Annotated in this window: 20 protein-coding genes and 1 pseudogene; 11 read left to right on the forward strand and 10 right to left on the reverse strand. The window is 58.8% G+C overall.

All coding sequences use genetic code 11. The features are described 5' to 3' along the window. Positions 1-40: 40 nt before the first annotated feature. Complete coding sequence (locus HJB84_RS14585) at positions 41-4015, forward strand: CheR family methyltransferase (RefSeq protein WP_221116247.1); 3975 nt, start codon at positions 41-43, stop codon at positions 4013-4015. Beyond that, positions 4008-4391 (forward strand): response regulator, encoded by a 384-nt coding sequence (locus HJB84_RS14590; RefSeq protein WP_207585796.1) that lies wholly within the window; start codon positions 4008-4010, stop codon positions 4389-4391. Before HJB84_RS14585 ends, HJB84_RS14590 begins: the two co-directional genes overlap by 8 nt. Positions 4392-4482: 91 nt before the next feature. Here HJB84_RS14590 and HJB84_RS14595 read toward each other — a convergent pair whose 3' ends face one another. From HJB84_RS14595 to HJB84_RS14605, 4 genes and pseudogenes are all read right to left on the reverse strand, one after another. Then, a complete protein-coding gene (locus HJB84_RS14595; RefSeq protein WP_221116248.1) occupies positions 4483-4704 on the reverse strand; it encodes a hypothetical protein in 222 nt (73 codons plus the stop codon). 73 nt (positions 4705-4777) lie between these two features. Next, positions 4778-4903 (reverse strand): annotated as a pseudogene (locus HJB84_RS34090) (cytochrome C); the annotation flags it as partial. Between the two features lie 16 nt (positions 4904-4919). After that, entirely contained in the window at positions 4920-5447 is a 528-nt protein-coding gene (locus HJB84_RS14600) for a sigma-70 family RNA polymerase sigma factor (protein WP_207585794.1), read from the reverse strand. Positions 5448-5637: 190 nt separating this feature from the next. After that, entirely contained in the window at positions 5638-5877 is a 240-nt protein-coding gene (locus tag HJB84_RS14605; RefSeq protein WP_311044112.1) for a hypothetical protein, read from the reverse strand. Positions 5878-6210: 333 nt separating this feature from the next. Between HJB84_RS14605 and HJB84_RS14610 the strand changes: the two genes are divergently transcribed. Both HJB84_RS14610 and HJB84_RS14615 read left to right on the forward strand, forming a co-directional pair. Beyond that, positions 6211-7422, forward strand: a complete 1212-nt coding sequence (locus HJB84_RS14610; RefSeq protein ID WP_221116249.1) for an alpha/beta hydrolase — start codon at positions 6211-6213, stop codon at positions 7420-7422. Between the two features lie 11 nt (positions 7423-7433). Next, positions 7434-9359: a mechanosensitive ion channel family protein gene (locus HJB84_RS14615; protein WP_221116250.1), complete on the forward strand. Its 1926-nt coding sequence runs from the start codon at positions 7434-7436 to the stop codon at positions 9357-9359. A 134-nt stretch (positions 9360-9493) separates the two neighbouring features. On the opposite strand, the gene HJB84_RS14620 is transcribed toward HJB84_RS14615, so the two are convergent. Both HJB84_RS14620 and HJB84_RS14625 read right to left on the reverse strand, forming a co-directional pair. Beyond that, on the reverse strand, positions 9494-9844 hold the full coding sequence (locus HJB84_RS14620; protein WP_207585791.1) for a hypothetical protein: 351 nt from the start codon (positions 9842-9844) through the stop codon (positions 9494-9496). A gap of 147 nt (positions 9845-9991) precedes the next feature. Then, complete coding sequence (locus tag HJB84_RS14625; protein ID WP_207585790.1) at positions 9992-10636, reverse strand: helix-turn-helix domain-containing protein; 645 nt, start codon at positions 10634-10636, stop codon at positions 9992-9994. Between the two features lie 150 nt (positions 10637-10786). Here HJB84_RS14625 and HJB84_RS14630 point away from each other — a divergent pair, with 150 nt between their 5' ends. Next, positions 10787-11752: a hypothetical protein gene (locus HJB84_RS14630; RefSeq protein ID WP_221116251.1), complete on the forward strand. Its 966-nt coding sequence runs from the start codon at positions 10787-10789 to the stop codon at positions 11750-11752. A gap of 67 nt (positions 11753-11819) precedes the next feature. On the opposite strand, the gene HJB84_RS14635 is transcribed toward HJB84_RS14630, so the two are convergent. The 3 genes from HJB84_RS14635 to HJB84_RS14645 all read right to left on the reverse strand — a co-directional run bounded on the left by HJB84_RS14635 (position 11820) and on the right by HJB84_RS14645 (position 15563). Continuing rightward, positions 11820-13625 (reverse strand): hypothetical protein, encoded by a 1806-nt coding sequence (locus HJB84_RS14635; protein WP_221116252.1) that lies wholly within the window; start codon positions 13623-13625, stop codon positions 11820-11822. A 62-nt stretch (positions 13626-13687) separates the two neighbouring features. Continuing rightward, positions 13688-14350, reverse strand: coding sequence for a response regulator FixJ (fixJ, locus tag HJB84_RS14640; RefSeq protein WP_221116253.1), 663 nt, complete (start codon positions 14348-14350; stop codon positions 13688-13690). Next, a complete protein-coding gene (locus tag HJB84_RS14645) occupies positions 14316-15563 on the reverse strand; it encodes a sensor histidine kinase (RefSeq protein WP_221116254.1) in 1248 nt (415 codons plus the stop codon). The genes fixJ and HJB84_RS14645 overlap by 35 nt, the downstream gene beginning before the upstream one ends. Positions 15564-16061: 498 nt before the next feature. On the opposite strand from HJB84_RS14645, the gene HJB84_RS14650 reads away from it, so the two are divergent. The 4 genes from HJB84_RS14650 (at position 16062) to arcC (ending at position 19623) form a co-directional block, all read left to right on the forward strand. Beyond that, a complete protein-coding gene (locus tag HJB84_RS14650; protein WP_207585785.1) occupies positions 16062-16268 on the forward strand; it encodes a hypothetical protein in 207 nt (68 codons plus the stop codon). Between the two features lie 146 nt (positions 16269-16414). Further along, entirely contained in the window at positions 16415-17644 is a 1230-nt protein-coding gene (gene arcA / locus HJB84_RS14655) for an arginine deiminase (protein WP_207585784.1), read from the forward strand. 37 nt (positions 17645-17681) lie between these two features. Further along, the gene (locus tag HJB84_RS14660) at positions 17682-18686 is read left to right on the forward strand and encodes an ornithine carbamoyltransferase (RefSeq protein ID WP_207585783.1); all 1005 of its coding nucleotides are present in this window, start codon (positions 17682-17684) and stop codon (positions 18684-18686) included. Position 18687: 1 nt separating this feature from the next. Then, positions 18688-19623: a carbamate kinase gene (gene arcC, locus HJB84_RS14665; RefSeq protein WP_207585782.1), complete on the forward strand. Its 936-nt coding sequence runs from the start codon at positions 18688-18690 to the stop codon at positions 19621-19623. 116 nt (positions 19624-19739) lie between these two features. Here arcC and HJB84_RS14670 read toward each other — a convergent pair whose 3' ends face one another. Beyond that, entirely contained in the window at positions 19740-21095 is a 1356-nt protein-coding gene (locus HJB84_RS14670; protein ID WP_207585781.1) for an amino acid permease, read from the reverse strand. 280 nt (positions 21096-21375) lie between these two features. Here HJB84_RS14670 and HJB84_RS14675 point away from each other — a divergent pair, with 280 nt between their 5' ends. Continuing rightward, a complete protein-coding gene (locus HJB84_RS14675) occupies positions 21376-21735 on the forward strand; it encodes a hypothetical protein (RefSeq protein ID WP_207585780.1) in 360 nt (119 codons plus the stop codon). A 487-nt stretch (positions 21736-22222) separates the two neighbouring features. Beyond that, entirely contained in the window at positions 22223-23149 is a 927-nt protein-coding gene (locus HJB84_RS14680) for a cation diffusion facilitator family transporter (RefSeq protein WP_221116262.1), read from the forward strand. Positions 23150-23234: the final 85 nt, after the last annotated feature.

A 23234-nucleotide genomic window follows, 5' to 3' on the forward strand; every position in this document is an offset into this window, starting at 1 on the left:
CGAACGTTTTAAGTCGGTGGAACAGAGACATGGATCGATGATGGCGTACGACGAACAGGAAGATATGGTGCAACAGGCAAGCGCACCTGAACGGGTTCAGCACGAACAACCGCTCGTGATCGTCGGTATCGCGGTTTCAGCGCAGTCGCTTCGCTCGCTCGAGCAGATATTCTCCGAGATTGGCGTGGGCCTCGGCGCATCCTACCTTGTGGCAGTTTACCAGCAGGAGGGTCTTAGCGCCGCGACCGTGCTCGAAACGCTGGGGAGGCAGGAGCGACTGGCGGTGACGGTCGCAGCCGATGGAGAGCGGATCCTTCATGACCATATCTATATCGGTGGCTCCGACGACATGATGACCCTCGAAGACGGTCATATCCGCGTCCGGCCGGCCTCTGAACCCGTCGGACATCGTGGCACGGTCGATACCATGCTGATCTCGCTGGCAGAACATGCCCACGAGCGCGCGATTGCTGTGATCCTGAGCGGGCTTGACAATGACGGCACGGCTGGGGTCGCGGCAACCAAGAAGTTTGGCGGCCTCTCGATCGTGGAGATAAGCGATGGAGAAAGTGGATCTCTCGAGGAAGGCAGAGGAGCAGTGGCGATCGCGGACCTGCGTCTGCCGGCCCAGAGCATCGCAACGCAGATCGCGCTTTATGCGAGCAATGTTATCGAGGAAGAAGAGGCTGGTCTGGACGAGGAAGCGTCCGGCGCCATCGAGGCGCAGATTACCCAGATTGCCACCGTTCTTCGCAATGTCACCAGCCATGACTTCCACGGATACAAGCGCGGGACATTCACGCGGCGCGTCCAACGGCGCATGCAGGTGCTGCAGATCGTCAGCATCGACACCTACATCGAGCGATTGCGCGCTAGCCGTGAGGAGGTACAGAACCTCTTTCAGGACCTGCTGATCGGCGTCACGCAGTTTTTTAGGGATCCGAGCGAGTTCGATGCCCTTGAGCGCGAGATTCCGAGGCTGTTCGAGGGCAAGGAGCCGACCGACCAGGTGCGCGTCTGGGTGCTGGGTTGCGCCACCGGCGAAGAAGCCTACTCAATCGCAATGCTGCTGCGCGAACATGTGGCCACCATGGATTATCCCCCGGAAGTGCAGATATTCGCGACGGATCTCGACGCCCGCGCACTGGGAATTGCGCGCGCCGGGCGCTATTCCGCTGCGATAACATCCCAGGTCCAGCCAGAGCGGCTCGCTCGCTGGTTCGTGCGAGAAGGCGATACCTATTGTGTCGTCAAGGAATTGCGGGAGATGTGCATCTTCTCTCCTCACAACATCGTCAAGGATGCACCATTTTCCCGCATCGACATCCTGTCTTGTAGAAACCTGCTGATCTATCTCGACAACGAATTACAAAACAGGGTCATGCCGATATTCCACTTTGCGCTTAGGCCGAGCGGCATTCTGTTTTTGGGTTCCTCGGAGAATGTTACACGCCACGCCAAGCTTTTTGCACCCGTCGACCGCAAAAACCGCCTGTTTCGAAGGCTGGAAACGGCAACCCGGATCATTCCGGACTTCCCGCTCAGTCCACGTCCGCGCAGCCCCGACCATCCGTTCTCGGCACCAGCTCCCATGCTGCAGACCGGCCGGCTGTCGGTAACCATCAGCCGGCAAGCAGAGGTCGTAGCAGAGCGCTTCGCCCCAGCCTATGTGGTCGTCGATTCGCACTATGATGTTCTCCACTTCTCAGGACGCACAGGCCGCTATCTCGAACCGGCATCGGGAATGGCGACACTCAACCTCCTGAGCCTTGCTCATCGCGATCTTCGGCTCGATATGCGCTCCGCCTTGCAGCGTGCCACGACGGAAGCCGTCAAGGTCGAAGTTCCGAGGGTGCTGTTGCGCCAGGACGATCGCACCTACGCCGTCAATATAATCGTCGAACCTCTCGGCAGCGGCGACGTCACCTCGCTGATGGTGCTGTTTCAAGACGCAGGGCAGGTGGCTGAGGGGACGGCGCCCGACGGAGGACGGCTGACGAGCGAAGAGCATGTCCAGCGTCTCGAGACTGATTTGCGCCTTACGCGCGACCGGCTTCAGGCGACCATCGAGGAACTCGAATCCACAAACGAAGAGCTCAAATCGTCCAACGAAGAATATCAGTCGATCAACGAAGAACTGCAGTCTGCCAACGAGGAGATGGAAACCTCGAAGGAAGAACTGCAATCTGTCAACGAGGAACTGCAGACCGTCAACGGCGAACTGGCCCATCGTGTCACCGAACTTGACCGCGCGAATTCGGACTTGAAGAACCTGCTCGAGGCGACCCAGATCGCTACTGTTTTCCTCGACAACGATCTGCGCGTCAGAAGCTTCACGCCGGCGGCAACCGAAATATTCCATCTGCTTGACACGGATGTCGGGCGACCGCTGGATCATGTCGTATCGCGCGTGGCTTATCCGGAACTGCTGGACGATGTTCGACTTGTCCTCAGAACGCTGATGCCCGTGGACCGGAAGGTCAGCGACCCCACGGACAACCGGCATTACGCCGCGCGCGCGCTGCCGTATCGCAGCGTCGATAATTATATCAGCGGAGCTGTCGTCACCTTCACAGATCTGACGGGGACCTACGAGGCGGAGATGGCGCTTCGACGCAGCGAGGAACGCCTGCAGCGCGTTCTGGAGACAGATGCGGTCGGCGTGGTTTTTCTAAATGAGGACGGTGTCATCTTCGACGCGAATGAAGTGTTCTTGAAGATGTCCGGGTACAGTCGGTCACAAATGGAGCGCGCAGAGCTGCACTGGCGCCGGCTGACCCCGGAGGAGCACATTGCCGAGACCGAAGCCCAGATGGCAGCTTTGAAAGAGACTGGCCGCATGGGGCCATATGAAAAGGAGTATTTCTTAGCCGATGGTGCGCGTCGCTGGATGTTGTTTGCCGGGCGCGATCTTGGCGACGGCACGATCGCTGAGTTCTGCATCGACATCTCGGCACGGAAACAAGCACAGGCAGCTTTGTGGCAGGAGGAGGAGCAGTTCCGCCTGTTTGGCGAAGCCTCTTCCGACGTGTTGTGGATCCGCGACGCGGAGACGCTGCAATGGAACTACCTCGCGCCGGCTTTCGAGACCATCTATGGTGTCGAGCGCCAGCAGGCCGTGACGGACAACAATTTCCGCAGCTGGGCGGAGTTGATCATCCCTGAAGACCGGGAACAGGCGCTCTCCGAGATTCGTCGCGTGCGAAACGGCGAGCGTGCGGAATACGAGTACCGCATCAGGCGCGCCTCTGACCACGAAATCCGATGGTTGCGTAACGCCGAGTTCCCGCTTTTCGGAGAGGAAGGAAATTTCACGCAGATCGGTGGTATCGGCCGCGATATCACCGATGAAAAGGCCTCTGCCGACCGTATGAAAGTCCTCGTCGCCGAGCTTCAGCACCGCACGCGCAACCTCATGGCCGTCGTCCGGTCGATAGCCGACAAGACCATGCGTACCAGCACCGATCTGGCGGATTTCCACAAGAAGTTCCGCGACCGGCTGGATGTGCTGGCGCGGGTGCAGGGCTTCTTGTCGCGGCTACAGGAGGGGGATCGTATCACCTTCGATCAGCTCATCCGCTCCGAACTGGCAGCCCACGGTGTGCCGGGAGGCGAGACGAGCCGGGTTACCTTGCAAGGTCCGGAAGGTGTCAGGCTTCGCTCGACGACTGTCCAGACGATGGCATTGGCGATGCACGAGCTTGGCACCAATGCCGCCAAATACGGAGCGCTTAGCCAACCGCAGGCGCATCTGGCGATCGTTTGGCGTGTCGAGCAACAAGGCGAAAGCGGCAAGCCATGGCTGCATGTCGATTGGCGGGAGAGCCGGGTGAAGATGTCGCCCGCCGATTCCGGACCGCAAGGGGGCGGCCAAGGTCGTGAACTGATCGAACGCGCGCTGCCCTACCAGCTCGATGCGAAGACGTCCTATGTTCTTGGTAAGGATGGAGTCCATTGCACGATCGCAATCCCTGTTTACCTCAGCAACCTGGTCGAGGATGATGGTCATGGCTGAACGGATGCTCGTCGGATACCGCGTGCTTGTGGTCGAGGACGAATTCATGCTGGCGGAAGACCTATCCCTGGAGCTGGCTGACGCAGGGGCCATCGTCATTGGCCCGGCGCAATCTCTGGAACATGCGATTGAGCTGCTGGCCGTATCGGATGTTCTTGACGCAGCGGTCTTGGACGTCAACCTGCATGGTGAGCCGGTATACCCGGTTGCCGACAGGCTTCTGGAACTCCATGTTCCCTTCGTGTTCACGACCGGCTACGACGCCTCTGTTTTGCCGGCGCGGTTCAAATTAATTGGCTGCTGTGCCAAACCCATCGATATGACGCGGCTGTTGGAAGCGTTGCAAATTGCTATCGATACCTCACGACAGGCGTAGCCGCGTGGTCCGCTATGGACCGAAATCCTCTGCTGATCCGTCGACAATTACCGCAACGGTTCGACCCAGCTTATACCGGGGCCCATGCTTTTCATCGCAGGGCAAGCAACTCGGCCTTAAGCCTATCAAGGTGAGCAACATGCATGACCTGCGACTCTTCAAAAATCACCAGGAGTCGTTGCGCTTCTTTCGCGTCGGAGCCGCGGTCGGTCATCTCAGCCACGATCTCGCGCTGCCGAGCGATGTGCTGTCCTCCTAGCGCCACATGCTCTCGTGCCTGCTGCAGATGTTTCTCCACCATACCTCTGTCCATCTCAATGTCCTTCTCTCCCAGCGATGATCATGCGCTTATTAACGAGCTTAGGAAACGGCCAATCACTGCTCGCGGCATCGAGATAGGCCGCGAGGTCACGCGCTTCCTTCTCGGATATTCCGGTGGCCGGCATCGCTGTCTTGGGAGAATAGATCTGGGGCGCGACGATCCAGCCGACGATGTTGTCGGCGGAATTGTTGCCGGCGCAAAGACGATCAGTCGATGAGGTTGTTTCCGAGCATCGAGAGCAAGGACCCGCGTGCCCGGCTTACACGGCTTTTCAACGTGCCGATCCGGCAACCGCACAGCCTTGCAGCGTCCTCGTAACTCGTTCCGGTCGCCACCAATATCAGTGCCCGGCGCCTGTCGTCTGGAAGTTGCACGAGTGCTCGTTGCAGCTCCCGCTCCCGCAGCGCCCATTCCTGGCTGGGCGCAATCGCGACTTGTTCCATGGCCGCGTCCATTGCGGTCGGCTCGCGTTTCTGTCGGCGGTAGTTGGTGCAAAATGTGTTTCGCAGGATTGTGAACAGCCAGGATTTGAGAGAGGTGTCGGGCTTATAGAGGTGTCGCGAGTTCAATGCCTTCAGCAGCGTTTCCTGCACGAGATCATCGATGTCGTCCTCGCTGCGCAGGAACCTCCGGGCAAATGCACGTAACGCCGGCGTCAACTGGACGATCTCCGACTCAATGGCGGACGTTGTTTTGCAATGCGACGCTGAGCTTGTTGGGAACGAGCGCTTCATTTTTTCCTCCCGTAATAAGAAGGAAAGCGGTGTGCGCGCTCTTCGTTGCTGTACGATACCGGACAAACCGCATCGTTGTGATCGATCGACCGATTTTCCACGAGATTGACGCTTTCAGCCGGCCGAAGGGCTGGAGACAGACGAATATCTTCGTTGATCATGATCGGAGATGCCGAAGCACCTCGGGGCTTTAAACTTCCACCTCGCCGTAAAGTTGGCCGCACATCGTCAGCGATCGGCGCATCGCGGCCACGCGCTCTTCGGCATCTTGAGAGGAATAGGCCCATATTTCAGTCGCCCAGCTTTTGCCGTCCATATCGTATTGCAGAGCGAACCTGTAGAGCTTCCGATTATCACCGTCCGTGGTCACGAAAGGGGCATCGGGACCGTCGTGACTGTTTCTCACTCTGTTGAACATCAGGACATTCACAACATCCTCCTCGGCTACATCTCCTCGCGCGGCTCCCGGGACGAGGCGCCGCTCCAGGGCTTAACCATGGCGTCTGGATTTCGTTCCCGCTGATAAGGCCATCCCAGCGATCGCGACCGGCAATTGCGCAGTTCTCATTGGTCGCCGTCCCCTTCGGTAGAGGCGCAAGCATCTGCGGTCGGGATCCGGCAATTCGGAAAGCTGAGACCATGGCTGATCATCGGAAAACCTACAGATATTACGTGATGCTACAGGTGTCGGCATGGTCAGCCTGCTAGTGTTTGGGCTCGGAAAGCTTCCTCCTGAGCGATCGCAGGATGCGTGGATGCGTGCATGGCAAAATGTGGTGTGGCTCTTTTTCTTCTTCTGACGAGTTGCGGGCATCCGGGCGGCGTGATGACACCGGTTTCAACGTCATCGTCGATGCCCCCGACAGCTAGGGTCGACATGCTGGTCGCGACCACGCGCGAGCCTTCGGGAAGCCCCGCCACGCTCTTCAACGGCGAGCGCAGTCCCAAACCGCATCTGACCCAGATCTCGATTTCTATCCCGGCAAAGCGCGAAGTCGGCACCGTGCAGTGGCCAAAGCGCCTTCCTCCGAATCCTGCCACCGACTTTGCCGTGACCAGTGTTCAGCAGATCGACACGGTGGCACAAGGCCGCGTCTGGTTCCGGCAGCATGTGAACGGCGGACATGCGCTCGTCTTCGTTCACGGCTTCAACAACACCTATGAGGATTCGGTTTTCCGGCTGGCGCAGATCGTCCACGATAGCAAGATGCAGGCGACGCCGGTCTTGTTCACCTGGCCGTCGCGAGCGGAGATCACCGCCTACGAATACGACAAGGAAAGTACGAACTATTCGCGTACGGCGCTGGAGCAGGCACTGCGCACGCTGGCAGCTGATCCCAACGTCAAGGACATCACCATCATGGCCCATTCGATGGGGACTTGGCTTGCCATGGAATCTCTGCGGCAGATGGGGATACGCGACGGCCACGTCAATTCGAAGATCCACAATGTCATACTGGCCTCGCCTGACATCGACATCCAGGTCTTCGCCAAACAATATGTGGAGATGGGCGAGCCACGTCCAAAATTCACGATCTTCGTCTCTCAGGATGACAAGGCGCTTGCGATCTCCAGCTTCATCACGGGACGCGTCTCCCGTCTCGGCGCGATCAATCCGGCCGAAGAGCCCTACCGCTCGAAGCTGGAAAAAGCCGGCATCACCGCCATCGACCTGACGAAGGTGAAGAGCAACGACAGTCTAAACCATGGCAAATTCGCCGAAAGTCCCGAGATTGTCCAACTCATCGGTCAGCGCCTCATGACCGGCCAGACCCTTACCGATTCCAAGGTCACATTGGGCCAAGGCATTACGGCCGTCGTCGGCGGAACGGTGACCAATATCGGCACCGTTGCCGCTACCGCGGTCGCGGCACCGATTGAGATCATCGAGCAGCCCGTCATACAGAAGAGACCCCCACTATCCGCTAAGGAGACACTCGACGGCGACCTGAAGCAACAAACGCTGACGCAGTGAGGAGTTCCAGGTTGAGATGGCTTCTTTCCTTCATCGCCGTTTTTCTCTTCGCGTTAAATGCATGGGCGCAGACTCCACTGGCGGAACCGCAGCAGAAAATCGACGAACTCGTTCGCCTGCTGCAGGATCCGGACGTAAAGGCCTGGCTCGATAGCCGCAAGCAGAGCGAGCTTGCGACACCCGTTTCACCGGCGGGCAATTCGGCCTTGGCCAAGTGGGAGGCTGGGGCGCGGCTGCGGGTGAACCAGATCCTTTCGGCGATACCTGCGATACCGGCGGAAGTGACGGCGGCGGCGACGAGAGCAAGGCGCGAAGCCGCCAGCAGGGGCTATGCGCCGGTATTCGTGATATTCGGCGGCTTGGTCGCTTTCGGTCTCGCCGCCGAGGCGGTGTATCGCAGGTTTGCCGCGCGCCGCGAGGCATTGCTTGGCCGGCTTATCCCGATCGGCATCTTCGCCGGAGCGATGGGTATCGTATTTTTCGCGATCGACTGGCCGCCACTCGCACGTGTGACGCTTCTTGCTTATCTCTCGGCGTTTATCCTGTTTCGATTGGCCGCCGCGCTCCTGTCCGTGGCGGCAATGCGTTCCGCCCTGCGCAGGAGGCTGTTGGTCCTGTCCGGGCTCATTTGTTTTGCGCTCGCCACCGCGGCCGTCGGCGAGCCACTCGGCGTTTCCCCTGAGATCAGCTATGCTATCAGCTACTGCTTCTCGGTGGTTGGACTGCTGCTTGCGATCGAGGCAGCATGGTCGATCTGGGAGGGAGGCCGCGCCTGGAAAGTGGCGATAACGGCCTACCTCGTCGTCCTGTGGCTCGTCTGGTGTCTCAATATGAGAGGCCTCTTCTGGATCGGCATCTACGCGCTGGTGTTGCCGGGAATCCTGAACGCCGTCGGTCGCCTGGCGCTATCCTTCACCAGCGATCCCGGTAGCCTGCACGGCATCTTGGTCGCGCGAGGGGCACGCGCCGCGGTTCTCGTCCTCGCCGTGGGATGGCTGGCGCTTGTCTGGCATCTCAATCCGGACACGCTGGGTCAGCGCGACCCGATGATCGCCGCGTTTTTTTACGGCGGCCTGAAAAGCGTTCTCATCCTCGTGGTTGCCGACCTTCTCTGGCAGATGGCACGGGGCTGGATCGACCGAACGTTGCGCGTATCGACCGGCACGACATCGCTCGCGCCGGCGGACGCGGCCCGACGTGCGCGGTTCCGTACGCTTCTTCCGATTTTTCGCAACGCACTGGCCGTCGCTGTTGCGGTCATGGCGGGACTGATCGTGCTGGCGCAATTGGGTGTACAGATCGGTCCGTTGATCGCGGGAGCGGGCATCTTCGGTGTGGCCATCGGTTTTGGCTCACAGACTTTGGTTAAGGACATCATTAACGGTGTGTTCTACATGCTCGACGACGCTTTCCGTGTGGGCGAATACATCCAGGCCAAGGATTACAAGGGAACGGTGGAGAGCTTCAGCCTCCGCTCGGTTCGTCTGCGCCATCATCGCGGCCCAGTGTTCACGGTGCCGTTCAGCGAACTGGGTGCTGTCGAAAACATGAGCCGGGACTGGGTGATCGACAAGTTCAGGATCACCGTCGGGTTCGATACCGATATAGACAAGGCGCGCAAGCTGACCAAGAAGATCGGAGCAGAACTGGTGGAAGATCCGGAACTCGGGCCGAACTTCCTCGAGCCGCTGAAAATGAAGGGCGTCGAGCAGTTCGGCGACTACGGCATCGTGTTGAGCTTCGCCATGACTACGGTTCCGGGTATGCAGACGTATATCCGTCGCAAGGCCTATGCCAAAATTCGCGAGGTGTTCCTGGCCAACGGGATCGCATTCGCGCAGCCGACGGTGCAGGTCGGAGGAGACGAAAAGGGCGCCGCGGCAGCCGCTCAAGCAATCCGTGCGCAGCAGGCAAACGCGGCGACGCCGGCTAAGTGAGCGTGCCGGCAAAGCCGATGAGACGCGCTGGAACAGGATGACTTCAAGCCGGTCAGCCCATAGTCTGAATCCTGTTCTAAATTAATCGGTTAGAGCATGATTTCGTCCGAAAACCGCTCACACGTTCGGCATCTCTAAGGTTTCAAATCATAAGCTTGTTGCGATGCGCGAAGCTCCACCAATGTCTTGCCGACACAGCTGCCGCCTCCCGCCCCACCGATCGCCTTAGCCTTTCCATCAAGCGTGATCGTGCCGGCGATCCGATCAGATGCCACATAAGTCGCCACACCGTCATGGGAGACCCGCGATATGTAAAACGCATGGTAGGTCTCATTGTACTTGCAATGGATGACCAACGGAAACTGGGAGAAGGGATCGTCCTCGGCGCGGGCGACGGTCACTTGAGAAACCGCCCCCAACGCTGCCGCGCCGATCAAGCCTGCAACAAATCCCTTGGTCGGTCTTTTGCGGGACGCATCTGTCATGGTTCAATCCCCTTTGTTGCGGTCCAAAGCGCGTCGCATCAAACTTTATTCATCCGACGCGCCTTAGGCCTTTGTTTTTGTGCATGTCGTTATCCCGGAACCGCTGCACACTTCCGGGCGACATGCTTTAGGCGATGGCCGCTTTCGCTAAATCGTTAAGGCGATGAGTGCATCGCGGTCGAGAAGCCGGACAATTCGTTGCGATTTGCCGTTGAGACGAAGGATGTGTTTTTCCCGCAGCTTCGTGAAAGAGCGGGCAACCGTTTCAACCGTCAGGCCAAGATAGTCGGCAATGTCGCTGCGACACATCATGATATCGAATTCCGGATCCTCGGGATGACGGTCAACCATCTCCTGAACAAAGGCCGCAAGGCGCTTCAGCGCGCTTTGCTCGCTGATGATGAGTTGTTTTTGCTGTGCCTTCGCAAGGCCCGTCAGGGCAATCTGCAAAAGATCGATGGGAACGACTGCGTCCTGATTGGTACGAAACGGTCTTATGCGAGTTTCGCAGATGGCTTCTGCAAAATCGGTTCGCACATTTCCGATCTCGAGCCCGAACCATTCGCCCTTGCCGCAGAACGATAAGATGTGCCGCTGGCCGTTCGATGTCAGGCGGTATATCCGGACTGCGCCTGCTTCGACCTGGTAGATCGCAATAACGTGTTCGCCTTCGCTATAGATCGTCTCGTCGGCGCTGAATTTTATTGACTGATCTTTTGCCGCCCCTGAACCCGCCCTGTGGCGGTGGTCGGGAACCGTCGTGTATTTTCCGATCGCCTGAGCCTGAAACATGTGCATCGTCCCCCATCCGACGCTGCAGCATAAGCAATCGTTGCATGTCCCGGTATTCGAGATACCCCTTACGTATTGCTACGGAAGCAGACGATCACGGACCGGTGTATAAGCTATTGCCCCTGAAGAGCCGTATCGCGGGAGGTCTAAATGGCACCGGAAGAGGGAGGGGACAGCCAGGCACGACAAGAATCCGCAAGCATTCGTGCTCAGCTTGATCGTATGCTCGCAAGTTCGGAATTCCTCGCTCCCGAACGCGGGCGCCGCTTTCTCCAATATATCGTAGAAGAGACGCTCGATGGGCACGGCGAGCAGCTCAAGGCCTCTACGATTGCGCAGGCGGTATTCGGACGCGATGCCTCCTTCGACGCGCAGAACGATCCTGTTGTCCGTATCGAAGCGGGGCGTATCCGTCGCGCAATCGAACGATACTATCTCGTTTCCGGAGGCAGCGACCCGATTCGGATCACCATTCCCAAGGGGGGCTATGTTCCGCACTTTTCGAGCGGTGAAAACGACTCCAAGCCAGGCGACGTGTCTGCGCCAAGTTACGAGAAAAAGGAAAATCCCCCCGGACACGAGCGACCGCTGGCCTATCGAGATCTCCTCCTGCCGATCGGCATTCCGGCCCTGTTGGGCGCTATGGCGGTTCTCGCCCTCATCCGTCCCCTCGCATCCTACCTCTCGCCGGCGGGGACGCTGCCAGCTCCTGCCCAGTCAATGCTGAACAGCAAGACCAGAATTGTCGTCGAACCCTTCGCAGCCCTCGGGGCAACCGCGCAAGGAGCAGACTTTGCGAAGGGAGTGGTCGATCAACTCATCGCCAAGCTCGTCAAGGTGGACGACTTTGTCGTGCTCGCTCCCGGGCAATCCGGCATGGAGCCTATCGGCCCGCTCTTCAATTTGCAGGGAAGTGCTCTTGTCGAGGGCGGCGCGGCTCTACGTCTGCATGTCCGCCTGATAAACGGCGCCGATGGCACGGTCGTCTGGGCAAATCAATATGATCGCGACCTCAGTGATCAAACCATTCTCGATGTCGAAGATGAGGTTGCCGCTCAAATCACGAAGGAGATTTCAACCAGCCGCAAGCTGGGCCGTTCGGGCTCCGAGCCATAGCCGTCGCATTTTGAGTCTTTACCGTCGTCTTCTCGGGTGATCGGATTTTGGGGCGGACGCGCTATTTTTACGATGGGAGGTTGACGGCCACGCCAGCGGCGCGCAGCCCGTCAAAAAACCGCTCCTGATCTTCCGGGCGCTTAAGGCGTAGGGAAATCTCCTGGCGGATGTTCGTCATCAATGCGGGCGCATTGACATGGAGCCAATCCTGTTCCAGCTTGGCTTCATCCATCTTCCCAGCGGCTCCAAGAATGGATAGCAATACGAGGTGACGCATCGGGCTGCAGTCGAGATCGGATTTTCGCGACCACCGTTCCGCGGCTTCCATATCGCCCCGCATAAATGCGCAGAGCGCCATGCCGCCTTGGTAATAGCCTTGGGGGCCGACACTTTTGTCGATTGCGACTGATATCAACTCGCAGCCTGATTGCCATTTTCCGGACATTGCCAGTCGCAGGCCGTATTCGCCCGCAACCTCCACATCGTTCGGATTTGCAGCATAGGCTGCAGTCCCGGCCGCCAGTGCCTTGTCGATATCCCCCCTGAAGAAGTTCACCAGCATACTTGCCCGCAGCACCTGGGGATCGTGCGGCGCGAGCGAAGCGGCCCGTTCGGCCGAAACGGTTGCAAGTTCGAGAGATTCGACAGAGGGCGATGTCCCGAGCTTGTAGCGAAATCTGATTTCGTCAAGGTAGACCATGGACAAGAGCGCCCAGGATGTAGCGCTATCAGGCGTTCGCCGGGTTGCCTGCCACAAGCATTCGCGTGCAGCGCTATGACTTTGAGCGGTCATCGTCTGGACATAACTCTGATAGGCCAAGGTACAGACATAGGCATCCCGGTTGCCCTTCTCCATTGGCGTGGCGAGCACACTTGTGTCGGCCTGAAAGATGGCGCCATGGGGCTGCGCTATGGCGCCGACGATTTGCCGGGCGACACTTGTTTGAATGCCGAGCTTGTTTTGAGCGCGATAATCGGCATCGAAATTACTGGCCCAAATGACCGCCCCGTCTGCTTGGCGCACCAGCCTTGCAACCGAGCGCAGCTTGCGTCCGTCCATCTGGATGTTGCCTTGAAGCGCGTAGTCAGCAACAGCGGTATGATCATTTCTTGACGGATCGGCGACGACGACGATGTCATCGCGTTGGGCGAGCTGGCCAATAATGTCGTCCCTCAGGCCGCGGGCGATATCCAAACTGGAGTCAACGGAGCTGCTCGTTGCAAAAAACTCGACAGCGACCGTCGGCATGGAGGCAGCTGACGGCGGAGAACTGGTCTGGGCATGTCGCGCAACCAAAAGTCCCGAGGCAAGCGCGAGGAAAAGAAGCACGAATACGGCCAGAAGTCCGGTTGCGACGCCGCGAGCGGTCGGCAGCGCCGGAGGCTGCCCCTCCTGAAGCGGATGTCGTTGATCCGCCAGGTCTGCGGCAGGCGCGTTTTCCGGGTCGCTCCGAGGTGGCGCCGGTACCGACGCGTCCCGGGTATATTCGAAATGCGGCACGTATCCGCCCTTAGGCACCGTTATGACGACCGCGTCCGCGTGGCCTGCGACGAGATAATAGCGTTCCAGGGCTTTTCGTATCCGGCCAGCCTCTATGCGTACGACCGGGTCATTCTGCGGGTCAAATGAGGCTTCCCGACCAAAAACCACATTTGCAATAGTAAATGCCTTCAGGAAGCTTGCTCGTCCAGCGAGCGTTTCGTTGACAACAAACTCCAGGAAATTTCGCCCACGTTTCGGCGCGTGAAATTCTTCGCTTCCGAGAATTCGCTGAACTTGCTTGCAGATTTCCTCAGCGGTCGGTGTAAGCGTGCTGAATAGATTGACCTTTGCTGCGTTTCTCATGATCGCCCCCACGACTTGATCACGCATTTATAAGCGTCTTCTAAAGCACCATAGCTGAGTAGATTGCAGTTGCAAAGGTTAGTTTTGGCCTATCGAGCGTAGGCTGGCCAGACCGGTGAGGTCGGTCCGGTTTCAGTCGACTGCGCAACCGCGTCAACGGTCATGGCCATGCGCATGAGTTCCGCCAGATTGCGGGCGCCCATCTTGGCCATCACGTTGGCGCGATGGACTTCCACCGTACGCGAGCTGATACCCAGATGATAGGCGATCATCTTGTTCTGCAAGCCGTCGAGCACGCCGGTCAGAACCTGATGTTCGCGATCTGTGAGCTGACGAACACGCGCCGCGACGCTCTCGGAATCGACGATTGTGTGACTTTGCCGCCTTTGACCCATTGCCAGGTTGATGGCCGCGATCAGCGCTTCCTCCCCGAGAGGTTTTTCCAGGAAATCCGATGCCCCCGCCTTCATCGCGTTAACGGCTGCACCGACATCGCCCTGGCCGGTAATGACGATTGCCGGAACGTCCGCACTCAGCCGATGCAGGCGCTGAAGCAATTCGATGCCGTCGACATCGGGCATGCGCAGGTCCGTGATCAGGCAGCTTCTACCCGAAAGGGGCAGAAGCTCCAGAAACGCGTTTGCGCAGCTGTGCGCCCGCACGGCAAAACCTGCCGACACCAGCAAAAATGTCAACGATCGTCTCAACGACTCCTCGTCATCGACGAGATGGATCGTAAGGTCGTTCGCCATCTGTCTTGGTCTCCACCAGCGGAATTGAGAACGAGAAGATCGAACCGCTCTCTCTTCCTTTGTGTGCGCTTATGCGGCCCCCATGCGCTTCAACAATGCGCTTGCACAATGCCAGGCCCATACCGAGGCCATGTGGCTTGCCGCTCACGAAGGGGCGAAACAACGTCTCTTCCATCTCGGCTGCAATCCCACAGCCGTTGTCGGACACTTCAACGACGAGAGACGAGAAGTTCTCTACTGTCGTCCGGATCCCGATAGAGGGCTGCTCGGCACACTCCGTCGCCTCCAAAGCGTTGCGGAGGAGGTTTGTGAGCACTTGCACCACCTGAACGCTGTCTGCGAGAACGACGTCCCGCGCTGCCTTGAGTTGGAAGTTCGTATGAAGGTCTTTTCGCCGCGACCCCATAAGCGCGAGTCTTATCGCCCGATGGATCAGTTCGTGCATCTCCTGCGGTCTCCGCTCGGAGGTGCCGCGCACGGCGAATTCTCTTATGTTCTGGACAAGACTACCTGCCCAGAGCGCATTCTGTGTGATTTCCAACAGTGCTTCACGGAGTTCTTCGTCGCGCCGGGGGCCATCCGTGGCGAGGCGGCCGCAGCCTTGGGAATAAGCTGCGATGGACGACAGTGGCTGGGAAAGTTCATGCGCAAGGGTGGATGCCATCTCTCCCAATTCAATCACTCTTGCAAGGCGGGCAACCTCGTGCTGAAGCTCCTGAACTTGCAGCAAAGTCTCGCTCTCGGTTTGATAGTCCTCGAAAATCGCCGCGGTGAAGAAGCCTTTTTCGCCGTGCTTTCTGACGATGGTCAAGGCAGTCGGGAATTGGGCTCCGCTCTTGGTGATCGCCAAGCCGGCACGCACTGCGCCGCGGTCTCCCCATCGTCCCTTGAGTTGAACATTCGGTGTCGCACGCCAGACAAAATCGATCTTGCGGCCAATCAACTCGCGCTCTTCGTAGCCGAACAATGCGACCGCAGCCCTGTTGCAAGCTGAAATTTCGTGGAGATGGCTGATGAAAAACACCGCATCCGGCATGTCTTCGTGGAGTTGCCGGATCCAATCCATCCGCAGCCCGTCTTCTTCTTCGGTCAAAGCGCCCACCGGCTCGGGGTGTGGCAGTTGCGGCGTCAAGGACCATGCTTGACCCACCACAATCGCGGCGGCGGCACTGGTTTCGGCAACGACATGCGGTGCCTCCATCTTGATGGACATGATGGTCTCCTCCGCCCTTTGAGACGCATTGGCCCTTGGGACCGTCGTTCTTCTCGACCGATGGCGTAATACTACCATCTTTGGATGAGGAACCGGTGTAGGATCGCGTAGCCTCTATTGTTCTTCCTTGGGGCTTTTGACGCGATCCTGTCGTTAGCGCTCGCCATGACCCTATTGATTCGGCTCAATGCGTCCGCTTCATTGTTCTATTATTGTGAGAAGCAAAGGCTACGTGGCCATGTGAGGGAGTTGAATGATCAGAACGTTTGTCCTGATGGCAACCTGATCTTTTACTCGAATGAGCGATGCCAAAAGCCGGTCGGATCTATCTCCGCACACAAGGCGCGTGATTGCTGTCTTATCGCAATGCCAGCGCATAGCGGGTTCATTCGATGGCCATAGGCAGCTGATCGAGGCAAGGCATGCCGGTGGAATAGCGTGCCTGAATGACACCTCGCATCCGGTCAACCCGATGAATCGTTGGGGGAGGGCGCGGCGATGTGGCGGTTGCCTGTCGAAGCTCCGTTCGAACTTGATATAGAGCTCGCTGTCATCGACGATGACGGCGTTCATGCGCTGGTTTTTCCTTGCCAGCGTCTCCCCGGTGGCTGGATCAATGCCATGACGGGTGAAGTGCTCGACGTTCACCCCACCCATTGGCGGGTATGGCAAATCTATCGATGTGTCGTTTCGGGCCTCCAGTGAATGCGACCGCATTCCCTTGGCTTCACCCACCACATACTGCGTTACCGATTGTCTGCGATCAATGACATGACCGAGCCGGCCCAAATAGTGTGATGGCCAATAACCAGCGGCGGCGCCGCGATCCAAAAAGCTGCAGGGAGGGCCACATGCGTGGTTTCGGCGTTCACTCGGAGGTTGGAAAGCTCAGAACTGTCATGGTTTGCAAACCGTCTCTGGCGCATCAGCGCCTGACGCCTGCCAACTGCCATGACCTGCTTTTTGACGATGTCCTATGGGTGCATGAGGCTCAGAAAGATCACTTCGATTTCGTGCTGAAGATGCAGGAAAGAGGCGTAGAAGTTCTCGAACTCCACGACTTGCTTGGCCAGGCGCTGACCAACAAGCAGGCACGTGACTTCATATTGGACCGACGCATCACTCCGAATGTACTCGGCTCGCAGATTGCCGAGGCGATGCGGCCATGGCTTGACGAGATGCCGGCCACACAGCTCGCCGCGTTCATGATCGGCGGCATCGCGATCTCCGATCTGCCGGAAGTCAAGGCCAAGTCGCTGATGCTCAGTGCCTTGCCGGAAACGGATTTCGTCATTCCGCCGATCCCGAACACGCTGTTTCAGCGCGACCCCTCCTGCTGGATTTACGGCGGCGTGACCTGCAACCCGATGTTCTGGCCGGCGAGACGCGCAGAGACACTGATCCAGCGGGCGATCTATAAGTTTCATCCGATCTTTCTGGGTGGCGATTTCCGGATCTGGTGGGGCGATTCAGACAATCAGTTCGCCAATGCCTCGATGGAGGGCGGCGATGTCATGCCGATCGGCAACGGCACGGTCCTGATCGGCATGGGTGAGCGCACGACTTACCAGGCCGTTGGCCAGGTGGCGCAGGCCCTGTTCAGGAGCAAGGCGGCCAAGAGGGTGATCGGCTGTCTGATGCCGAAGAGCCGCGCGGCAATGCACCTCGACACCGTTTTCAGCTTTTGCGATCGCGATGTCGTCACGCTGTTTGCCGAGGTCGTCGACCAGATCCGCTGCTACAGCATGTACCCCAGGGATGACGACGGAACATTCGAGATTCACCCCGAAAGTCAGTCGATGCTCGATGTTGTCAGCGAGGCGCTCGAGTTGCCGAAACTGCGCATCGTGGAAACCGGCGGCAATTCCTACCAGGCGGAGCGCGAACAATGGGACGACGGCAACAATGTCGTCGCACTCGAGCCCGGCGTCGTCGTCGCCTACGACCGCAATACCTACACGAACACACTTCTGCGTAAGGCAGGGATCGAGGTCATTACCATCCGTGGCTCCGAACTCGGCCGTGGTCGTGGTGGAGGGCATTGCATGACATGCCCCATCTGGCGCGAGCCTGCATACTGACGTTTTCACCCATGAAACACACCGACGGAGCAAGACAATGAGCTTCAATCTGCGCAATCGCTCGCTTTTGACCGTGCAGGACTATACGCCACGCGAATTCCGCTACCTCCTCGATCTCGCCCGCGATCTCAAGCGTGCCAAATATGCCCGCACCGAACAGCAGCACCTCAAGGGCAAGGAGATCTGCCTAATCTTCGAGAAGACCTCGACGCGGACAAGATGCGCCTTCGAGGTCGCCTGCTCGGACCAGGGCGCCAACGTGACCTATCTCGATCCATCCGGCTCGCAGATCGGCCACAAGGAATCCTTCAAGGACACGGCGCGTGTCCTTGGCCGCATGTATGACGCGATCGAATATCGCGGATCCGCCCAGCACGGCGTGGAGACGCTTGCGCGCTACGCCGGCGTGCCGGTCTATAACGGCCTGACGGACGAATATCATCCGACGCAGATGATCGCCGACGTGATGACGATGCGCGAGCACAGCGACAAGCCGATCGCCGACATCAAATATGCCTATGTGGGCGACACGCGTTCGAACATGGGGCACTCGCTTCTTATCATCGGCTGCCTACTGGGCATGGATGTGCGCATTTGCGGCCCCAAGTCGCTCTGGCCCTCCGACGAGTACATGACGATCGCCAAGGACCTGCAGCAGAAGTCCGGTGCGCGCCTGCTGGTCACTGATGATCCCAATGAGGCGGTCCGGGGGGTCGACTTCGTTCACACCGACGTCTGGGTCTCGATGGGTGAGCCGAAGGATGTGTGGCGCGAACGCATCAAGCTGCTAACGCCCTATCAGGTCAACGAAGCCTTGATGAAGGCAACCGGAAATCGTCAGACCAAATTCATGCATTGCCTGCCGGCTTTCCACGACACCGAGACGGTATTGGGCAAGCAGATCGCGGAAGATTACGGCATGAGCAACGGCCTTGAGGTCACCGACGACGTCTTCGAGTCCGAGGCCAATGTCGCCTTCGAGCAGGCGGAAAATCGCCTGCACACGATCAAGGCCCTGCTTGTCGCTACCTTGGGAGATTAGGATGCGGATCGTTATAGCGCTAGGCGGCAATGCGCTTCTCCGGCGTGGGGAACCCATGACTGCCGATGCCCAGAGACGGAATGCGCGGACCGCGGCTCATGCGATTGCGCCGTTGGCGGGCGAGCATGAGATCGTCATAACGCACGGAAATGGCCCGCAGGTGGGGCTACTTGCGCTTCAGGGCGCGGCCTATAAACCGGAGGAAGCCTATCCGCTCGATGTTCTCGGCGCTGAAACCGAGGGCATGATCGGTTACATGCTGGAGCAGGAACTCGGCAACCTGCTGCCGTTCGAGCAGCCTCTGGCAACGCTGCTGACCATGGTAGAAGTCGATGCCGCCGATCCGGGCTTCCAGAACCCGACCAAATTCGTCGGTCCTGTTTATGAGAAGGCGGAAGCGGACCGGCTGCACGCCGAAAAGGCCTGGGTCTTCAAGCAGGATGGGGAAAAGTGGCGGCGTGTCGTTGCCTCGCCGGCGCCCATGCGCATCTTCGAAATTCGTCCAGTCCGCTGGCTGCTGGAACAGCGCACGATCGTTATCTGCGCCGGCGGCGGCGGCATCCCGACGATGTACGAAAAAGGGAGTGACCGGAAGCTGATCGGTGTCGAGGCGGTGATCGACAAGGATCTATGCTCGGAGCTTCTGGCGCGCGAGCTCTCCGCCGATCTTCTGATCATGGCGACCGATGCTCAGGCCGTCTGCACCGACTGGGGCAAACCGTCAGAGAAGGCGATCCATTGCGCCCGCCCCGATGATTTCAAGCAATTCTCCTTCCCGGCTGGATCGATGGGTCCCAAGGTCGAAGCCGCCTGCCATTTTGCGCGCACAGCGGGCGGGACGGCGGCAATTGGCTCGCTTGCCGATATTGCCGGAATGGTGCGCGGCGAGCGCGGGACGATCATCAATAGCGGCTTTGATTGCCTGAGCTGGCACTGAAGCGCGTCGCATCAAATCTGATTGATACGCGCTTTAGCTTTTTGTTCTTATGCATGGTCATTATCCCGAAACCGCTGCACACTTCCGGGCGACATGCATTGATCTTTCATGACAACTTATCGCGAGAGCGCCGGGTGCGTTGCTGCACTCGGAGCCGTCTCTTTGTCTCTCGCACCAGCTGCATTTCGCCTTTGCCAGACATAGACGGGGATGCCGAGCATCAGCAGGACCAGGCCATAAAGCACCGGCTCGGCGCCGGAGCCATAGAGAGTGAAGATCGCAAAGAGAAAGGCGATGAGCTCGATCGTGCTGACCTTTGGCATGTGCCCGTGCGTCACGCCTGCCACAAGGGTTCTGGCCAGCGAACAGAAGGCGTAGGGAACGACGGCGGTCATCGTGCTCAGCCCGACCATCAGCCGATAGACGGCGGCAAAGCCTTCGGAGCCGATCGCTTGAACCAGCACCAGAAGCGTTGCAAACGAGGCTGAAATGACCATGCCCCATGCCGGCACGCCGCGCGGCGAGAGCCGCGCGAAAAGCGGCGGAAACAGCCCGTCGCGGGCAGCCGCCATCGGAACCTGGCCCATCAGCAGGGTCCAGCCGTTGAGCGCTCCGATCGAGGAGATCAGGACCGCGATAGAGATCGCCAGTTCGCCGGTGCGCCCCCACATGATCCCGGCGGCCTGGGAGAAGGGTGCTACCGAATGAACAAGCTGCTCGCGCGGGACGAGGCCCATCACCACGATGGTGCCAAGCACGTAAAGAGTGGCGGCGATCGAGATCCCGATCACCGTCGACCGGGGAATGGTGCGCTCGGCGTTCTCGACATCACCGGCAGGAACGGTCGCCGATTCCAGCCCGAGATAGGCAAACATCGTCAGTGGCGCCAGCGTCGCGACCGATTGCAGCAGCGGCTGGCCGCTCGGATTGAATTCGGAGAAATGCGACGGATCGATATAGAGAAGACCGATAATGGCGACCGCACCGAACGGGAGCAGCTTGGCATAGGTGGTAACCTGCGCGAAGAGGCCGGCTGCATGAACGCCGCGAAGATTGACGAGCACGATCGCCCAGATCACACCGAGGGTCAGCACGGTCGCGGCGAAGCGATTGCCAAGGGCAGGGAAGAGATCGACCATCACTCCGGTAAAGGCAATGGCGATGACGGGCAGCGATGTCCAGATGGAGATCCAGTAACCCCAGGCGATCAAAAAGCCTGCGAAATCGCCGTAGGCGATTCTCGTATAGGCGTAGGGTCCTCCGACGGCGGGCACAAGGCTTGCAAGACGCGCGAAGGTGAGACCGAGGCAGATCGCACCGGCACCCATAAGGATCCACACGATGATCGCCAGATTGCCATAGGGCGCGACGGCAGCCGGGGAAAGATAAAACCCGGACCCGACCATATTTCCGACCACGATGGCGGTGCAGGCGGCAAGCCCCAGGCTCTTGCCGTTTGGCGACGTTGTCATGAAGACCTCCCGAGAATCTTCCTTTCCGTGCCGATGCGCTTTCGGACAGCGGTTCCTCGGCATGATCTTCCACCCAAACAATAGGCGCCGCAATCCGGTTCAATGCGTAGTCTGCAACCGTCCACTTTGCCGCTAGAACAGTGTGCGTGGCCATGCGGGAATGGCCTCTTTCCATTCATCATGCTCTCGCCTGGACACCATTGATCGAACTCAATGCCCGGCTCCTGCGCATGGGCTATCTTTCGCGCCGAGGAACATTTTGTTCTCAGGAGTTAAAGAGATGAAGATGGCCGTGATCATTGGAGTTGCCGCGTTGACTGCTTTCGCCGGTACCCTTCCGATACAAGCCCAGCAGGATCGACGCGAATTTCGAAGAATGAACTGGAGTGAGAGTTTGCCTGACGCGGTGCGGGCTTATCACGGCAAAAGATTCACGATCGTGAGCTACAGGGTCGCAGGTTTTTCGGAGACCGGTTCACACCCACAACCAGGGAGTGAAGAACACGTTTCAGCTATCAGAGCCGCAATTCGGTCGAACAAATGGCTCGTGGCGCAGCTCAAGACCAAAAAGCTCGGGCCGAACGATATCGAGTGGGTGTCACGGGCACGCAACGGCAACATGACTTTTTATACTAAATGACGATTATCGGCGCTGACGTGCCCCACGAATGTCAGGTCGAGGCGGGTCGCACCGCCTCCCATGATCTCCCAGACGATGATCGCGAGTTTGTATAGCGGCTCACCTCGACCGAGCGGAAGACGCAAGCCTGGCCCACCGTGCTCCCACCACGGTAGCGGAGTAGGCCGAGACTGCCAGGCTTCTGCCATTGGGCGATGAGGCTGTCTAACCGCTGCCCTGGCTTTCGCAAATAGCCATCACAAGCGAGATTTCCATCCAAACTAAAGCATGTCGCCCGGAAGGGTGCAGCGGTTCCGGGATAACGACATGCATAAAAACAGAGGACTAAAGCGCGTCGCATGAATCAAGTTTGATGCGACGCGCTTTAGGCGCTGCAATTCGGTCGATGCAAAGTCGCCGATCGTTCCGAATCTTCCATGCTGAATGCCTTCAAGATTAGCGCGGAGACGTTAGAATGGGCGGACCGGTGACCGCGCGGGAGGTGGCGATGTCGAACGAACAGGGATTTTTGCGGATCTCGATCGCTGCGACCATCGTGGTTGCCGTACTCGGTGTCGTTTTCGGCATCCTTTCGGGCTCGTTCTCGATCGCTTTCGATGGCGTCTATTCACTCGCCGATGCAGCCATGACCGGGCTTGCGCTCTGGGTTTCGAGCCTGATCATAAGATCGACTAAGAGCGACGCCCGGTCCGGCAGGATTCGAAACCGTTTTACCATGGGCTTCTGGCATCTGGAGCCGATAGTCCTCATGCTCAATGGCTGCCTGCTGATGACGGTCGGGGTCTATGCGCTGATCAGCGCCATCATCAGCATCTTGAGCGGCGGCCATGAACTGCGCTTCGGCATGGCGGTCGCCTATTCCGCGGCGACCCTGCTTGTCTGCGTGATCATGGCCGTCCTCGGCATCCGGCTGAACCGCCGGATCAACTCCGATTTCGTCTCGCTCGACATCAAGGCCTGGATCATGTCGGGCGGCATTGCGTTTGCCTTGCTTCTCGCGTTCCTCGTCGGCATTGCCGTGCAGGAGACGCAAGCCGCTTGGCTTGCCAGCTATATGGATCCGCTTGTCCTGACGTTGGTCTGCCTGGTCATGATCCCGCTTCCGATCGGCACCGTCTGGAAGGCGCTGAGCGAAATTCTGCTGATTGCCCCGGTCGAACTCCAGCAGCATGTCGACCGGGTCGCCGCCGAAATGGTTGGCCGCCTCGGCTTCCTTTCTCACCGCGCCTATGTGGCCCGGGTCGGCCGAGCAACGCAGATCGAACTCTACTTCATCGTGCCCGAAGGGCTTCCTCCGAAGACCGTGGAGGAATGGGACGCGCTGAGAGACGACATAGGGAAGGCGATCGGGGACGAGAGCGCCAACCGTTGGCTGACGATCGCCTTCACCGCCGACGCGGAATGGGCAGAGTAGCCGTTGTCAGGCATTGTCGCTCCCTGCTGATATCGAAATGCTTCGCTTCACGTTGATTGCAATCAACGACGCTGCTCCACGCGTC

The organism is Rhizobium sp. NZLR1b, assembly GCF_019685155.1.
Taxonomy (GTDB): domain Bacteria; phylum Pseudomonadota; class Alphaproteobacteria; order Rhizobiales; family Rhizobiaceae; genus Rhizobium.

Excerpts from the sequence above, each read along its gene's own strand:
- HJB84_RS14650 (WP_207585785.1), top strand. The coding sequence starts at position 16,062 with ATGTGGCGGTTGCCTGTCGAAGCTCCGTTCGAACTTGATATAGAGCTC.
- arcC (WP_207585782.1), top strand. The coding sequence starts at position 18,688 with ATGCGGATCGTTATAGCGCTAGGCGGCAATGCGCTTCTCCGGCGTGGG.
- HJB84_RS14675 (WP_207585780.1), top strand. The coding sequence starts at position 21,376 with ATGAAGATGGCCGTGATCATTGGAGTTGCCGCGTTGACTGCTTTCGCC.
- HJB84_RS14680 (WP_221116262.1), top strand. The coding sequence starts at position 22,223 with ATGTCGAACGAACAGGGATTTTTGCGGATCTCGATCGCTGCGACCATC.
- HJB84_RS14630 (WP_221116251.1), top strand. The coding sequence starts at position 10,787 with ATGGCACCGGAAGAGGGAGGGGACAGCCAGGCACGACAAGAATCCGCA.
- HJB84_RS14660 (WP_207585783.1), top strand. The coding sequence starts at position 17,682 with ATGAGCTTCAATCTGCGCAATCGCTCGCTTTTGACCGTGCAGGACTAT.
- HJB84_RS14585 (WP_221116247.1), top strand. The coding sequence starts at position 41 with ATGGCGTACGACGAACAGGAAGATATGGTGCAACAGGCAAGCGCACCT.
- HJB84_RS14645 (WP_221116254.1), bottom strand. The coding sequence starts at position 15,563 with ATGTCCATCAAGATGGAGGCACCGCATGTCGTTGCCGAAACCAGTGCC.
- HJB84_RS14600 (WP_207585794.1), bottom strand. The coding sequence starts at position 5,447 with ATGAAGCGCTCGTTCCCAACAAGCTCAGCGTCGCATTGCAAAACAACG.
- arcA (WP_207585784.1), top strand. The coding sequence starts at position 16,415 with ATGCGTGGTTTCGGCGTTCACTCGGAGGTTGGAAAGCTCAGAACTGTC.
- HJB84_RS14670 (WP_207585781.1), bottom strand. The coding sequence starts at position 21,095 with ATGACAACGTCGCCAAACGGCAAGAGCCTGGGGCTTGCCGCCTGCACC.
- fixJ (WP_221116253.1), bottom strand. The coding sequence starts at position 14,350 with ATGGCGAACGACCTTACGATCCATCTCGTCGATGACGAGGAGTCGTTG.
- HJB84_RS14635 (WP_221116252.1), bottom strand. The coding sequence starts at position 13,625 with ATGCGTGATCAAGTCGTGGGGGCGATCATGAGAAACGCAGCAAAGGTC.
- HJB84_RS14625 (WP_207585790.1), bottom strand. The coding sequence starts at position 10,636 with ATGTTTCAGGCTCAGGCGATCGGAAAATACACGACGGTTCCCGACCAC.
- HJB84_RS14590 (WP_207585796.1), top strand. The coding sequence starts at position 4,008 with ATGGCTGAACGGATGCTCGTCGGATACCGCGTGCTTGTGGTCGAGGAC.
- HJB84_RS14610 (WP_221116249.1), top strand. The coding sequence starts at position 6,211 with ATGGCAAAATGTGGTGTGGCTCTTTTTCTTCTTCTGACGAGTTGCGGG.
- HJB84_RS14595 (WP_221116248.1), bottom strand. The coding sequence starts at position 4,704 with ATGGACAGAGGTATGGTGGAGAAACATCTGCAGCAGGCACGAGAGCAT.
- HJB84_RS14620 (WP_207585791.1), bottom strand. The coding sequence starts at position 9,844 with ATGACAGATGCGTCCCGCAAAAGACCGACCAAGGGATTTGTTGCAGGC.